This window comes from Bifidobacterium sp. SO1, assembly GCF_018555335.1.
Classification (GTDB): domain Bacteria; phylum Actinomycetota; class Actinomycetes; order Actinomycetales; family Bifidobacteriaceae; genus Bifidobacterium; species Bifidobacterium simiiventris.
Genome location: NZ_JAFEJR010000002.1, coordinates 22,566 through 37,383, shown reverse-complemented (window position 1 = coordinate 37,383; position 14,818 = coordinate 22,566). Strand labels below are relative to the sequence as shown.

The window sequence follows — 14,818 nt, the reverse complement described above, 5'->3', positions numbered from 1 at the left end:
TCACTCACCTCCCAGCAGGGCCTTGAGTTCGGCGATGCCGGCCATGTCGAATTCGTCGCCGGTCAGCTGGTCGAGCATCAAACCAAGTTCGCGCTCGGCGTCATGAATCTGACCGCACACGTCGGCGTACGTGGTCGCGTACTTCTCGTTCAAGGCCGCGACCTTCGCCACGAGTTCATCGAGTACGGCGGTCGGCAGCGCTTCGAGTTTGGTCTGCAACGGTTCGATCCACTTGGCGCTCAGCAGTTCGGTCGTCTGTTCGTCGGTCAGATGCTCGATGACCGTCGCGGTCTTGTCTTCCAGCGCAGCATTGAGTTCCTTGATGGCCTTCTTGACCGTCTTCTCCTCGTCGATCAGCCGGTTCGCGGCCACAATCGTACGGTCGAACTCAGTGTCGGGATGCTTGCCGATCGACTTGGCGGCCTTCTTCACTTCGGCCGGCACGAACGCGTCGCCGTCCTCGTTGATCGCATCCGAGCTCTTGTCGTCCTCGTCCACGCTCTCCAGCAGATCGTTCAGTTCCTGCCCGATCTCGCTCAGACGACGCTCCTGAGCAGCGATTTCGGCCAGATCGGCCATCATCAGACGTTCCTGCACGAGCGCGAACGGCAGAATATGGCCTCGCCAGCCGTCCTGCACTTCGACGTCCTTGCCGCCCTTCTTCTTGACGGTCATGTTCGCGTCGACCTTGCGCACCGCGTCGAATCCCTCGTTATGCAGCGTTTCCAAGTCGTCGGCGATCATCTTCCAGCCGTCCACGAACACCTGGTACGCGGCGTACGCGTCCACCAACGGCACGTCATGCAGACGACGGAACAGATCATCGGCCAATTGCTCCGGTTTGCTGGCGATATCCACGTCGGCGTATCCGTCGATCAGCTCGCCGTTCAGGAACGCACGGTAATCGGCGAAACGCTGCTTGTACTGCTCGACGTACTGCCGCACTTCGGCGTTGCCATACACCGCATCCTTCACCGAGCCGCCGGAAACGCGCGCGATGTGACCATCTTTCATGGCGAACAGCTGCGACTTGAGGCTTGGGAACACGTCCCAGTACCGGTGCAGCGCATCGATCTCCTGCGCCGGCACGCCGCCGAACATCGTGGCGTAGATGTCCCACTGCTCGGCGGGTTCGGACGAATCCACGTAACGCGGAATGTTGAGGTTGTAGTCGTTCGCGCGAATCTCGTCGATGCTCACCAAACGGCTGAACTTGTCGACTGTCTTCGAGCCGGTCACCGCGTCCACGATGCGTCGGATGTCGCACGCGCGAAGCCGGTTGTTCTTGCCGTCCTTCGCGAATCCTTTGGACGCGTCCACGATAAGCACATGGTCGTCGTCGCGATGCTTGCGCAACACCATCACGATGGTGGGGATGCCGGTGCCGAAGAAGATGTTCGCCGGCAGACCGATGATGGCCTGGATATGGTGATGCTCCACGAGATTCTTGCGAATCGCGCCTTCCTCTCCCCCACGGAACAGCACGCCGTGTGGCAGGACGATGCACATCATGCCGTCGTCGCGCAGATGGTACAGGTCATGCAGCAGGAACGCATAATCGGCCTTGGACTTGGGTGCGATGCCGTATTCGAAGCGGACGTCCTCGCCTGGTGCCGGCGGCTCCCAGTTCTGCGAATACGGCGGGTTCGAGACGACCGCATCCACGAACAGCGGCGTATACGTTTCGTCGCGAGTCTCATCGGAATCGAACCACGGCCAGTCGGCTTTGAGCGTATCGCCGTTGCGGGCGAAGATATTGCTGGGCAGGATGCCGCGCATCACCAGGTTCATACGCGTGAGGTTGTACGTGTTTTCCTTGAGTTCCTGCGCATAGTACTTGATGCCGTTCGGATTGCCGTTGCGGCGGGCGACGGCCTGACCGATGTGGATGAGCAGCGAGCCGGAACCGGACGTGGGGTCGTAGATCTCGATCTCGTCGCGGCCCTGCAGATGCCATGCGATGATTTCGCTCATCAGTTGGGAGACCTCGCTCGGCGTGTAGAATTCGCCGGCCTTCTTGCCTGCGTTGGAGGCGAACTTGTCGATCAGGTACTCGTAGATGTAGCCGAGGGTGTCGTAGCCCTCGCGGCTGTCCATCGGAATGTCCTTGATGAGGTAGATCAGGTCACGGGCGGCCTTGGAACGGCTGCGCTCGTCGGTGCCAAGCTTCGACAAACCGGTCTGGAGCGTTTCGAAAATACCGGCGAACACACGCCGGTGCGCAGGGTTGATGTTGCGCTCGAACGCCGACAGCGCCTCACGCACATCGGCAATGGTGAAGTCGGAGCCTGAGGCGATCCATGTGGAGAACAGGTTGTCGTAGGAGATGAAGTAGCCGCACAGCTGGCGCACATCCTCCACGGTTTCGGTATCGTCCTCGACCAGTGCGGGCAGGTCCTCATCGGTCCAATCATCCTCATGCAACCGTGCCACCAGCGTTTCCGAGAGGAACTTGTAGAAGATAAAGCCAAGAATGTAATCCTTGTACTCGTTCGCCTCGATCTTCGAGCGCATCCGATTGGCCGATTCCCAAATCCTCGCGGCGAGCTGCTGCTTATTCATTCATATGCTCCTTGTTCCTGTACACTTCATCGAGAGTCTTGCCTTGATCGTTCACCCATTCGGTCCAGCCATTTTGGCTACCACCGAGAACGAACACTGCGGCCGTGGACGGGCTGGCGAAGGTCACGTCATGGTCAAGCTTCGCCTTGCCTTTTTGACTGCCGAAGAGCTGCTCGCGGGCGGCGATAGCTCCTCGGTTCTTGATAATGCCGCGTCTCAGTTCAACCTCGGAACCGGCAAGGACGGTAAACCGCCCGGTTACCTTATCGTATTTCCCGGTTGCCGAGATTCCGTTCTTCTTGGTGTGAAATCCTTCGCTCACATGCGCCGCGGTTTCCGAACGATTGAGATCATAACCGAGGACTTTCATGCGAAACAGCATGCTCTCGTGCAGCTTCTCGACCCGTTGCTCTTTATACGGGTTCACATGCGGACTGGGAAGATACGTATTATCCGTCTCGTATGAGCCGTTTCGCTGGACAAAGTCAATCGCTTTCGCCTCCAGGGCGTCCAACACATCCCTGTCGATGTTGATGTCGCCGTCAAGGAACATGACGGCCTTGTTCCAGAACTCCTTCTTGGCCTTATGGTCTTCAAGACGGGCAAGCCCCTGCGTGGTCTGCCCGGCATACACGCGGCCGAGCACGCCGTGGTCCTCATCCAACAGGTAGTACACGCCCCGTTCCGGCACATTTGGCAGTCTCTTTGCTTCAGCCAACTTATCTCTTGGAACCACGATGGTGACCAACGACTCGCCTTCCACACGGCAAATGCGAATGCCATCCGGATCATTGTCGATAAGCTGCATGGTCATGGTGGTGAGATGAATCATCGCTCGCCATCCTTGATCAGCTCATTGATGAGGCAGACCCTCACGAATGCCGAGAAGCTCATGCCGCGAAGCGCTGCGGCCTCCTTGGCGGAATCCCGGAGATTCGCGGGAATACGCATGGTGACAGGAACCGTATCACCATCGACAAGGTACGCTCGTATCTCGGTTTCCCCAGCGCCCTTTTCTATGAGGTTTGAATAAGTCATCGCCTCGCCGCACTTTCAAACTGCAATACAAATGCATTCATTATACGTCTGCTTGGGAACAGCGTAAGTTGGAGGAAATAGTTGATGTTTGCAGTGGCCGTGACTACAAACATCTTTCCGAGGGTGATATTCCGGTTTACGGAACAGGCGGTTACATGACGAGTGTCAGTGAGGCGTTGTCGTATGACGTGGACGCCATTGGCATCGGAAGAAAAGGCACTATCGACCGTCCGTATAAACTTATCGCGCCATTTTGGACTGTGGATACGCTGTTTTATGCGATTCCGTGCAACGATGTTGATTTGAATTTTGCGCTCTGTCTTTTCCTGAATACTGACTGGAAAAGCAAGGATGAATCGACAGGATTGCCGAGTCTGTCTAAGCAGGCAATCAATGAGTCAGAGGTCGTTGTCTGCTCAGCTGGGGAGCAGAAACGGATAGGTTCCTTCTTCTCGCGGCTCGACGCCCTCATCACCCTTCATCAGCGTAAGCGCCAGAAACCGTTCGACGGCGTTGAAGCTGGCGGAGCCTCGGTCCCCTCGGCTGAGGGCCGAGCCGTGAAGCAAACACCGGCGGTGTTTGTAGGCGAGATGCGAGCGACAGCGAGCCGACAGAGCACGGCCGCAGGCCGCCCGCAATTGCAGGACGCTGTCAGCGAAGCTGACTGGGGGAGCGTCACGGCGCGAAACGCGCCGCCAACAGCACAGCATCGCGCGCAGCGCGATACCTTACATCAACGTCGATAACGCCCGCATCACAATATCCACGTCCTTGTTTTCCAATTCGCGGATGACATGCAGATACGTATCCTGAGTCGTGTTCATGCTCGCATGCCCAAGCCGCTTGGAAACGCTGGCAATGGAGACTCCGGCAAACAACAGTAACGACGCATGCGTATGCCGAAGCCCGTGTATCGAGATCACCGGCACGCCGACTCGTTCGCAATGCTTGGCGAGAATGCCGTTCGCCGTTGAGTTGTATACTTTGCCGCCATCCTTGACGAAAATGGGCTTGCTCTCCGGCAATGCTTTCAGCAGCGCCGACAGCTGCATGATGAGCTGCCAGTCAAGTTGCACCTTGCGAACGGATGAGGCGTTCTTCGTCGGGACGAATCCACCGCCGTTCTTGTAATCCCACGTCTTGTTCACGGAAAGCGTCTGGTGCACGAAATCGAAATCATTCGGGGTCAGACCCAGCGCTTCCGAAAACCGCAGTCCGGTCTTCGCGATGAGCAGTATCAGCCAATCCCAGCTTGGCTCCGCGCCAAGCGTGAGATCGGCGAGGATCGCGTGCAATTCGAACTGGTTGAGATACTTCTGCTTCTTCTGCCGGGGCTGCTTCCCTTTGATGATGACCTTACGGGTAGGGTCGCGCTGGATGAATCCTTCGTCGACGGCATCGAGAATGGCGCCCTTCAACTGGTGATGAAAGTCCATGGTCGTTTGCCGTTCGTGATATTCGGCATAGCCGTTGATGAGTTTCTGATAGCTGACTCGGTCGAAATCGGACAGTTTGAGATCGGGGATGAGTTTGGCGAGCCATGCCTGCGTGATCCTGTATTTCTTCATCGTCACGTCGCGGATCGCGCCTTCTTTGTAGACGCTGACCCATTGCGCGTAGTAGTCGCAGAACAGTGTTTCTTGCTTGGTGTCGGTCATGATGAGTCCTTCGTTATGGATATTTCGACTAAAATTGGGTTATAACCTAAGAAAAATGGCAATGGAGAAAGTTTATTAGGTTATAATCGGAAAAGTAACCTTAAACTATAGCTATACTGGTTTATGACCGTCAATCCTGGCGGGATGAAAGAAAGGGCTCTACCATTATGTCCCACCTGACTTTGCCTCGCCCGGACTATCTTGCCGTGATCGAACCCTATATCGACGCTCCGCTGGTGAAAATCCTTACGGGAGTCCGTCGTTGCGGCAAATCCACGCTGATGGGGCAGATAGCAGACAGACTGACGCAGCGCGGCGTCGATCCGCGACGCATCATCAGATACTCCTTCGACTCCATGCAATATGACGGTTGGAGCGCGGCGGAGCTGTACCGTCAGCTGTCCGATGCCCTGCCGTCAGCGGATGCAGATGAACCCGCGCGTGCTTACCTGTTTCTGGACGAGGTGCAGGAAATCGACGGCTGGGAACGCGTGGTCAACTCTCTGATGTCGGAGCACAACGTTGACATCTATGTCACCGGATCCAATTCAAGGATGATGTCGTCGGAAATTTCGACGTACCTGACCGGCCGATACATCGCCTTCCGCGTGTTTCCCTTGTCGTTCCGAGAGTATCTGGGATTCTGCGACGAATACGGAACGGGAGACGGAGACGGCGACACGCACCGCCGTCTCGGCGGATACATACGCCGCGGAGGATTCCCCGCGACCTGTCTCACCGCATATACGGACGGCCAGGTGTATGCGATCGTCCGCGACATCTACAATTCGACGATCTTCACCGATATTGTGCGCCGCAACAGCATTCGCAAGGTCGACCAGCTGGAACGCATCGTGAGATACACCTTCGACAATATCGGGCGAACATTCTCGGCATCGGGCATAACCAAATATCTTAAGAGCCAGAGCCGTTCCATCGATGCGGAAACCGTCTATTCCTACCTGAGGAAACTCGAATCGGCCTATATTCTCCATCGCTGTTCCAGATACGATCTGGAAGGCAAGGAGATTCTGAAAACGCAGGAGAAGTTCTATCTGGCCGACACCTCGTTGCGGTATGCGGTGCTCGGATATCGTCCGGACAGTGTCGCCGCCATGCTGGAGAACCTCGTGTATGTCGAACTGCTGCGCCGTGGATGGCAGCCGTGCATTGGTAAAATCGGAACCGCTGAAATCGATTTTGTCGCCAGTAAACAGGATCGCGTGATGTACATTCAGATCGCGCAGACACTAGGAGACCAGAGCACGCGGGATCGCGAATACGGACGACTGCTGAGCATCCGCGACAACCATCCGAAATACGTACTGTGCACCGACGAATATGCGGAAGGCAATTACGAAGGCATCATCACCATGCATGTCGCCGATTTCCTGTTATCGGACGAGTGGTAAATATCAGCTTACGCTGATGAAGGGTGATGAGGGCGTCGAGCCGCGAGAAGAACCGGCCGATGGCCTGCTGCTCGGCAAGACCAGGAGCCGGGACGGACAGCTCCATCACCTTGCTCTTTGATATATTGAACCGCGAAATGCCCTGCGCCAGCAACGTCATCTGCGCTCTGACCTCGGACGATCTCAACATATACGCCAAGTATTTTGAATCAAAAGTGCCATCTTGCCTATAACCGAAACAGAAGCTGTTCAAGTAGACATTCGGCTTATTGACAGGCCAAACAGAAGACATGCCGACTTCCTCGGGCGTCTCCGAAGACACCGTAAACAAGGCATCACCTCGTCTGACCTCGTTCTGACGATGGTCGATCTCGATTGCCTCTAGACGATCTGCATCCGCAACCGGGTTATCAAATACATTCGTGTAAGGAACAAAACGAGCCTCGCCATGTCCGAAATCTTCCTTCGCCTTGCCCGACAACCCCGAATATGTCGTTCCGCAATCCCCCAACTTACGCTGTTCCCAAGCAGATGGGGAAGGCTGGCTGCGCGGATATGCAAAAGACCTCTTCGCATGGTGCGAAGAGGTCTTGACGCTACGTACGGTCGGTCAGCGCGCGGGAAACGTCACTCGACGGCGTTGTCCGGGACTTCGATGCCGTTGCCGAAGCGGACGTCGCGGGCGGCGGCGACGCGGGACGGCAGGCCGTAGATGTCGATGAAGCCGTTGGAGGACTTCTGGTCGAAGGTGTCGCCGGAATCGTAGGTGGCGAGCTTGTAGTCGTACAGCGAGGCGTCGGAGCGACGGCCGGTGACGACCGCGCGGCCGCCGTGCAGGGTCATGCGGATCTCGCCGGAGACGTACTTCTGCGTCTCCTCGATGAACGCGTTGAGCGAGCGCACGGCCGGGGAGAACCACTGCGCGTCGTAGACCAGCTCGGCCCAGCGCTTGTCGATGTCGCGCTTGATGCGGTGCTGCTCGCGCTCGAGGCAACAGTTCTCGAGCTCCTGGTGCGCGGTGATGAGCGCCACGGCGCCCGGCGCCTCGTACAGCTCGCGGGACTTGATGCCGACAAGACGGTCCTCGATGAGGTCGATGCGGCCGATGCCCTGCGCGCCGGCGCGGCGGTTGAGCTCCTCGATGGCCTGCAGCGGGGTGACGTCGCGGCCGTCGATCTTGACCGGAATGCCCTGCCTGAACTCGATGGTCACCTCGTCCTCGACCGGCGGGAAGGCCGGATCGTCGGTGTAGGAGTAGCAGTCCTTGGTCGGCGCGTTCCACGGATCCTCGAGGAAGCCGGTCTCGATGGCGCGGCCCCACACGTTCTGGTCGATGGAGTACGGGGACTTCTCGGTCTGGGTGATCGGCAGCTTGTGCTCCTTGGCGAACGCGATCTCCACGTCGCGGGTCAGCGACAGGTCGCGGATCGGGCTGATGGCCTTGAGCGTCGGGTCGATCGAGGCGATGGACACCTCGAAGCGGACCTGGTCGTTGCCCTTGCCGGTGCAGCCGTGGGAGATCGTGTCGGCGCCGAACTGGTGGGCGGCGCGCACGAGGTGCTTGGAGATGAGCGGGCGGGAGATGGCGGAGACCAGCGGGTACACGCCCTCGTACATGGCGTTGGCCTTGAGGGCCATCATGCAGTACTCGTTGGCGAACTCGTCGCGGGCATCGACCACGTAGGATTCCACGGCGCCGCAGGCGAGCGCGCGCTGCTTGATGGTCTCGAGGCTTTCGCCGCCCTGGCCGACGTCGAGGGAGACCGCCACGACGTCCTTGCCGGTGCGCTCCTTGAGGTATGAGATGGCGACGGACGTGTCCAGGCCGCCCGAGTATGCGAGTACGATGCGCTTGTTATCGCTCATGATTGCCTTTCTGTAAAAGTCAGCTGATGCAAGTATATGCACATGCTTGTATATTTATGCATTCGGCGTGGCGGGCGTATCAGTTTTTGGACGCGATGGACAACAGCCATTGTGCACGGGCCTCGGCCGTCTCGTCGTCGGAGCAGATCACCATCACGGTGTCGTCGCCGGCGATCGTGCCGAGCACGCCGTCGATCGGCTGCTTGTCGACCACGCTGGCCACGTACTGCGCAGCGCCGGACGGCGTGTGCACGACGATCAGGTTCTTCGCCGCGGCCACCGACGTGACCAGGCCTCCCAGCACCTTCGCCATCTGCTGTTCGGCCTTCTCCCCGATGCCGGCGGCCTCGTGCACGGCATGATCGCCCACGGTGTAGGCGATCGTGCCGTCCTTGAGCCGCGTCTTCATCGCGTTTATCTCGTCAAGATCACGGCTGAGCGTGGCCTGCGTCACGTCGATGCCCTCATCGGAGAGAATGCCGGAGAGCTGCGACTGCGACGTGATGATGTGGTTGAGCAGGATCTCCTCGATCACGCTCAACCGCGCGGCTCGCGTCGCGGGACGCTGCACCGGCGTATTGGAGTCATTCATGCGAGCAGGCTTTCGTCGCCGCGCTGCTGGCCGACCAGCCAGGTCAGGAGCGCCTTCTGCGCGTGCAGACGATTCTCGGCCTCATCCCACACCACGGACTGCGGGCCGTCGATCACCGATGCGGTGACCTCCTTGCCGCGGTAGGCGGGCAGGCAGTGCTGGAACAGCGCGTCCGGCTTGGCGAGCGCCATCAACTCGTCGTTGACCTGGTAGTCCCAGAACGGCTTGGAGCGAATCGCGTACTCCGCCTCCTCGCCCATCGAGACCCATGTGTCGGTGAAGACGCAGTCGGCGTCGGCTACGGCCTCGCGCGGATCGGTGGTGACGAGGATCGAGCCGCCGTTCTCGGCGGCGATGCGTTCGGCGTCCTCCACGATGTCCTTGCGCGGCAGGTAACCGTACGGTCCGGCGACGCGCACGTGCATGCCGGCGACCGCACCGGCCAGCAGGTAGGAGTTGGCCATGTTGTTGGCCGCGTCGCCCACGTAGGCGATGGTCTTGCCGGCGAGCGCATCCACGCCGCCGCGGAACTGCGCGATGGTCAGGAAGTCGGCGAGCACCTGGCAGGGGTGGAAGTCGTCGGTCAACGCGTTGACGACCGGGCATGTGGCGTATTTGGCCATCTCCTCGACGCGGTCCTGGCCGAAGGTGCGCCAGACGATGCCGTAGGCCATGCGGGTGAGCACGCGCGCGGTGTCGGCGACCGGCTCGCCGCGGCCGAGCTGGGATCCGGACTTGTCGATGACGAGCGGATAGCCGCCGAGCTCGGCGACTCCGATGGAGAAGCTGGAGCGGGTGCGGGTGGAGGGCTTGTCGAACAGCACGGCGACGGCCTGCGGGCCGGCGAACGGCTGCTTGTAGAAGCGGTTCTCGCGGAACTTCATGCCGAGTTCGAGGACCTGCTTCTGCTCCTCATGATTGAGATCGTCGTCGCGCAGCATGTGGCGAAGCTGACCGGTCATTGGATACTCCTATCAGTCGTTTCAGTCGTTGGGAAGATCGTTGGGGATGCGGGCGAGGATGGCGACCGCCTGGTCGATGTCCTCGGCGGTGACGTTGAGCGGCGGCGCGAGACGCAGCGCGTCGGCGGCGACCGCGTTGACGATAAGGCCGTGTTCGAGCGCCCAGTTCATGGCCGCGTGGGCGCATGGATGGCCAAGCTGGATCGCGTCGAGCAGGCCGCGGCCGCGTACGGATTCGAACAGCGGGTTGTCGGCGGCCATGATGCCGTCGCGCAGCTGCCTGCCACGCTCCTCGGCGTTGGAGACGAGATCCTCGTCCTCGATCACGCCGATCGTGGCGAGCGCCGCGGCGGCACCCAGCGGATTGCCTGCGAACGTCGAACCGTGCGATCCGGGCGTGAACAGAGCGGAGAGCTTGGAACCGAAGGCGATCATGCCACCCATCGGGAAGCCGCCGGCGACGCCCTTGGCGAACGTGACGATGTCGGGCACGATGCCGCCGGAGAGGTCCTCACGCTGGAAGGCGAACCATGCGCCGGTGCGGCCCATGCCGGTCTGCACCTCGTCGATGATGAGCAGCGCGCCGTTCGCGTCGCACATCTGGCGTGCCTTCTTCACGTAGTCGGCGCCGAGCGGGCGCACGCCGGCCTCGCCCTGGATGAGCTCCATGATCACCGCGGCGACCGGCCCCTTGCCGTAGTGGCCCTGGCCGGTCTGGGCGAACGCCTCGTACAGGGCGACCGGGTCGCCGGCCTCGACGAATTCGATGTTCGGCACGAGCGGCTCGAACGGCGTGCGGATGGCGGGTTTCCAAGTGGCGGACAGCGCGCCGAGCGTGCGGCCGTGGAAGCCGTGGGTGAGCGCGATGATGCGCGCCGGCTTGCCGCCGATCGAGGGGGTTGCCCCCGGCAGCGTGCGGCCGTAGAGCTTGGCGAGCTTGATGGCCGCCTCGTTGCCTTCGGCTCCCGAGTTGCCGAAGTAGACGTGCGAGCCTTCCGGCGCACCGGCGAGCTTGACGAGCTTGGCGGCGAGTGTGATCTGCGGTTCGGTGGCGAAGTAGTTGCTGGTGTGCGCCACCTTCGCGGCCTGGCGGCTCACGGCCTCCACCCACTTGGGATGCGCGTAACCGATCGAGTTGACGGCGATGCCGGCGAGGAAGTCGAGGTATTCGTTGCCGTCGACGTCCCACACATGCGCGCCCTGGCCGTGGTCGAGCACGCGCAGCGGCGTGCCGAACACGTTCATGTGCACCTGGGAGTACTCCCCCAGCCACTTGGAATCCTCGGATCCCAACGTTTCCTTCTGCTCAGTAGCCATACGAACTCCTCATTTCGACACCGTCCTCGGGCACGACCATCGTGCCGATGCCCGCGCTGGTGAAAATCTCGTTCAGGATGGAATGCGGCTTGCGGCCGTCGATGATGTGCGCCTGCGGCACACCGCCGTCGATGGCGCGCACGCACGCCTCCATCTTCGGGCGCATGCCCGATTCGAGGTCGGGCAGCATGTCGCGAAGGTTCTCCACGCCGATGCGGCCGATCAGCGAATTGCGGTCGGGCCAGTCGGCGTACAGGCCGTCAACGTCGGTCAGAACCACAAGCTTGCGTGCGCCGAGCGCTGCGGCGAGGGCCGCGGCGGCGGAATCGGCGTTGACGTTGAGCACTTCGGTCGCGTCGTCCTCGTTCGGGGCGACGGAGGAGACGACCGGGATGCGACCGGCCGCGATGAGATCCTCAACGGCCGACGCGTCGACGCTCACCACGTCGCCGACCAGGCCGACGTCGGTAGGTTTGCCGTCGATGACCGGCCTGCGCTGCATGGCGGAGAACAGGCCTCCGTCCTCGCCGGACAGTCCGACGGCGAGCGGGCCGTGCGCGTTGATCAGGCCGACGAGCTCGCGCGACACCTTGCCGGTGAGCACCATGCGCACCACGTCCATCGCCTCGGGAGTGGTGACGCGCAGGCCGCCCTTGAACTCGGACTTGATGCCGAGCGCCTTGAGCATCTGCGAGATCTGCGGGCCGCCGCCGTGCACGACGACCGGGTGCAGACCCACCTGCCGCAGGAACACCATGTCCTCGGCGAAGCACTGCTTCAAGTGGTCGTCGATCATCGCGTTGCCGCCGTATTTGACGACGATGCGCTGGCCGGCGAACTCCTCGAGCCACGGTAGCGCCTCGATGAGCACTTCGGCCTTCTGGTCGGCGCGCAGGTCGGTGTGCACGTCGAAGTGGAAACCAGGTCCCTTGATATCAGCCATTGGTCTTGTCTGTCAGCTTTCGTAGTCGGCGTTGATGTGGACGTATTCGTGGGTCAGGTCGTCGGTCCAAACGGTGGCTTCGGCGTCCCCGGCGTTGAGGTCGATGTCGATGTGGACCTCGCGCGGGGTCATGTCGACCTCGCTGCGGTCGCGGCCGGCGCCGCCGTTCTCGCAGATGCGCACGCCGTTGACGTCGACGGTCACCTTGGCCACGTCGTAGGGCGCCACGTCGGCGGGCACGGTGCCCAGCGAGGAGACGATGCGCCCCCAGTTCGGGTCGTTGCCGCTGATCGCGCATTTGAGCAGGTTCGATGCGGCGACCGCGCGGCCGCAGGCCAGTGCGGCGGCTTCGGTGGTGGCGCCGGTGACGCTGATGCGGATGTCGTGGCTCGCGCCTTCGCCGTCGCCGACGATCTGGCGGGCCAGCGACGCGCAGGCGGAGGCGACGAGGTCGTTGAATTCGTCCGGGTCGGGTTCGACGCCGGAGGCGCCGGAGGCGAGCAGCAGCACCGTGTCGTTGGTGGACATGCAGCCGTCCACGTCGATGCGGTTGAACGACGTGTTCACGCCGGCGTTCAGCGCGGCCTGCAGCTGGCCCGCGGACACGACGGCGTCGGTGGTGATGACGCACAGCATGGTGGCCAGCTGTGGGGCGATCATGCCCGAGCCCTTGACCATGCCGCCGATGCGCCAGCCGGCCTTGCTTTCGAGCTCCACGGTCTTCGGCTTGGTGTCGGTGGTCATGATGGCGTGGGATGCGTCGGCGCCGGCCTCGGCGGTGGCGGCCAGCGCGCCGTAGGCGGCCTTGGCGCCGGCGAGCACATGGTCGAGCGGCAGCAGTTCGCCGATCAGGCCGGTGGAGCATACGGCGACGTCGGCGGCCTTGGCGTTCACGAGTGCCGCCACGGTTTCGGCGGTGGCTTCGGACTGGCGGTATCCCGCCTCGCCGGTGCATGCGTTCGCGCCGCCGGAGTTGAGGATCACGGCCTTGAGCCGGCCGTCGGCGACCGCCTTGCGCGACCACTGCACCGGGGCGGCGCAGAAGCGGTTCGAGGTGAACACGCCTGCGGCCGCGTCCAGCGGGCCGTTGTTGACGACGAGTGCGAGGTCCTTCTTGCCGGCGTGGGCGGAGATGCCCGCCACCACGCCTGCCGCGGAAAATCCTTGTGCGAATGTGACGCTCATGGTGCTACTCCAATCTTGGTCAGGCCCGCGTCCTCCGGCAGGCCGAGTGCGATGTTCAGCGACTGCGCCGCCTGGCCGGCGGTGCCGCGGTTGAGGTTGTCGATGGCGGCGAACGCGATCAGGCGGCCGGCGTTGCGGTCGGTGACGACCTGGACGTGCGCGGCGTTCGACCCGATGACGTTGGCGGTGGCCGGCAAAACGCCCTGCGGCAGTACGTTGATGAATTCCTGCCCGGCATAGGCGTTCAGCCAGATATCACGGATCTCGTTGTCGGACATCGAAACGGCCTTGTCGGTCATCGGCGCGGAAACGACGGCGAGGATGCCACGCGACATCGGCACGAGGATCGGCGTGAAACCGAGTGCGAAACCATTGGCGGCCGAGGCGCCGAGGCCGGCCGCGTGCGCGAGGTTCTGTAGGATCTCAGGGATGTGGCGGTGCGTGCCGCCCACGCCGTAGGGCACGGCCGAGCCGAACGCCTCAGCGGCCAGCAGGTTCGTGCGCTTGAGGTTCTTGCCGGCTCCCGAGTATCCGACCGCCAGATCGGCGACCAATCCCTTGGTCTCCACGAGTCCTTCGGCGACGCCCGGCTGCATGGCCAGTGTCGTGGCGGTCACGTTGCAGCCAGGCCCGGCGATGCGCTTGGCCCCGGCCAACCGCTCGCGCTGGCGGCGATACTCGCCGGAGGCGTCCTTGCCGAGCAGCAGTTCGGGCATACCGTACGTCCAGTGCTCGTAGAAGTCGCCGCCGTAATAGGCGTCCCATGCGGCACGCTCCTCGAGACGGTGGTCCGCGCCGAGGTCGACGACCACGGCCTCGGGGTCGAGCTGCGCGGCCAGGGCGCCCGACGCGCCGTGCGGCAGGGCGAGGATGATCACGTCGTGCCCGTTCAGCACGTCGGCGGTGGTGTCCTCCACGGTCAGGTCGGCCAGCTGCGGGATGTGCGGCATGTGTTTGCCGAGCTTGTCGCCCACCGACGAATGGCCGGCGACGCACGTCACCTCGAAGTCGGGGTGTGCGGCGAGAATGCGCAGCGCCTCGCCGCCGGCGTATCCGGTCGCCCCCGCCACGGCCACGGTATATTTCGCCATATCGTTGCTCTTTTCCTTGACGATCACGAACAAGCAGTCACTATACACTTTATGCAGTACATTGCATAACTATGCAGTGTTGTGGTATCGGCATGCGAAACCACGCCGCAGGGGCGGGTGAGCACGACGGCACGCCCCCGAATACGACGAAGCGCCTCCCCTGATCGGGAGAGGCGCTTCAGGCACAGGTTC

At 61.8% G+C, this 14,818-nt stretch carries 13 protein-coding genes and 1 pseudogene; 2 read left to right on the top strand and 12 right to left on the bottom strand.

The window, feature by feature from the left end; genetic code table 11:
* From JS541_RS02330 to JS541_RS02320, 3 genes are read right to left on the bottom strand one after another with little or no spacing between them, the layout of a single operon-like run.
* Positions 1 to 2,562: a type I restriction-modification system subunit M gene (locus JS541_RS02330; RefSeq protein ID WP_214372823.1), complete on the bottom strand. Its 2,562-nt coding sequence runs from the start codon at positions 2,560 to 2,562 to the stop codon at positions 1 to 3.
* Positions 2,555 to 3,394: a GIY-YIG nuclease family protein gene (locus tag JS541_RS02325; RefSeq protein ID WP_214372821.1), complete on the bottom strand. Its 840-nt coding sequence runs from the start codon at positions 3,392 to 3,394 to the stop codon at positions 2,555 to 2,557. Before JS541_RS02325 ends, JS541_RS02330 begins: the two co-directional genes overlap by 8 nt.
* On the bottom strand, positions 3,391 to 3,600 hold the full coding sequence (locus JS541_RS02320) for a hypothetical protein (protein ID WP_214372819.1): 210 nt from the start codon (positions 3,598 to 3,600) through the stop codon (positions 3,391 to 3,393). Before JS541_RS02320 ends, JS541_RS02325 begins: the two co-directional genes overlap by 4 nt.
* On the opposite strand from JS541_RS02320, the gene JS541_RS02315 reads away from it, so the two are divergent.
* Positions 3,588 to 4,346, top strand: coding sequence for a restriction endonuclease subunit S (locus JS541_RS02315; RefSeq protein WP_214372817.1), 759 nt, complete (start codon positions 3,588 to 3,590; stop codon positions 4,344 to 4,346). The two genes, JS541_RS02320 and JS541_RS02315, sit on opposite strands and share 13 nt — an antisense overlap.
* On the opposite strand, the gene JS541_RS02310 is transcribed toward JS541_RS02315, so the two are convergent.
* The gene (locus JS541_RS02310) at positions 4,329 to 5,258 is read right to left on the bottom strand and encodes a site-specific integrase (RefSeq protein ID WP_214372815.1); all 930 of its coding nucleotides are present in this window, start codon (positions 5,256 to 5,258) and stop codon (positions 4,329 to 4,331) included. The two genes, JS541_RS02315 and JS541_RS02310, sit on opposite strands and share 18 nt — an antisense overlap.
* 167 nt (positions 5,259 to 5,425) lie before the next feature.
* Between JS541_RS02310 and JS541_RS02305 the strand changes: the two genes are divergently transcribed.
* On the top strand, positions 5,426 to 6,670 hold the full coding sequence (locus tag JS541_RS02305; protein WP_214372814.1) for an ATP-binding protein: 1,245 nt from the start codon (positions 5,426 to 5,428) through the stop codon (positions 6,668 to 6,670).
* Here the strand turns inward: JS541_RS02305 and JS541_RS02300 are convergent.
* The 8 genes and pseudogenes from JS541_RS02300 to argC form a co-directional block, all read right to left on the bottom strand.
* Positions 6,627 to 7,193: pseudogene (locus JS541_RS02300) on the bottom strand (restriction endonuclease subunit S); the annotation flags it as partial. The gene JS541_RS02305 and the pseudogene JS541_RS02300 sit on opposite strands and share 44 nt — an antisense overlap.
* A gap of 104 nt (positions 7,194 to 7,297) precedes the next feature.
* Positions 7,298 to 8,536 carry an argininosuccinate synthase gene (locus tag JS541_RS02295; RefSeq protein WP_214372812.1) on the bottom strand — a complete coding sequence of 413 codons (1,239 nt, stop codon included), beginning with the start codon at positions 8,534 to 8,536 and terminating at the stop codon, positions 7,298 to 7,300.
* Positions 8,537 to 8,615: 79 nt separating this feature from the next.
* A complete protein-coding gene (gene argR / locus JS541_RS02290) occupies positions 8,616 to 9,128 on the bottom strand; it encodes an arginine repressor (protein ID WP_214372811.1) in 513 nt (170 codons plus the stop codon).
* Complete coding sequence (argF, locus tag JS541_RS02285; protein ID WP_214372810.1) at positions 9,125 to 10,090, bottom strand: ornithine carbamoyltransferase; 966 nt, start codon at positions 10,088 to 10,090, stop codon at positions 9,125 to 9,127. The genes argR and argF overlap by 4 nt, the downstream gene beginning before the upstream one ends.
* Before the next feature lie 21 nt (positions 10,091 to 10,111).
* Positions 10,112 to 11,407 carry an acetylornithine transaminase gene (locus tag JS541_RS02280; RefSeq protein WP_214372809.1) on the bottom strand — a complete coding sequence of 432 codons (1,296 nt, stop codon included), beginning with the start codon at positions 11,405 to 11,407 and terminating at the stop codon, positions 10,112 to 10,114.
* Positions 11,397 to 12,350: an acetylglutamate kinase gene (gene argB / locus JS541_RS02275; protein ID WP_214372807.1), complete on the bottom strand. Its 954-nt coding sequence runs from the start codon at positions 12,348 to 12,350 to the stop codon at positions 11,397 to 11,399. The genes JS541_RS02280 and argB overlap by 11 nt, the downstream gene beginning before the upstream one ends.
* 12 nt (positions 12,351 to 12,362) lie before the next feature.
* Positions 12,363 to 13,535 carry a bifunctional glutamate N-acetyltransferase/amino-acid acetyltransferase ArgJ gene (gene argJ / locus JS541_RS02270; RefSeq protein ID WP_214372806.1) on the bottom strand — a complete coding sequence of 391 codons (1,173 nt, stop codon included), beginning with the start codon at positions 13,533 to 13,535 and terminating at the stop codon, positions 12,363 to 12,365.
* A complete protein-coding gene (gene argC / locus JS541_RS02265) occupies positions 13,532 to 14,626 on the bottom strand; it encodes an N-acetyl-gamma-glutamyl-phosphate reductase (RefSeq protein ID WP_214372804.1) in 1,095 nt (364 codons plus the stop codon). The genes argJ and argC overlap by 4 nt, the downstream gene beginning before the upstream one ends.
* Positions 14,627 to 14,818 lie beyond the last annotated feature (192 nt).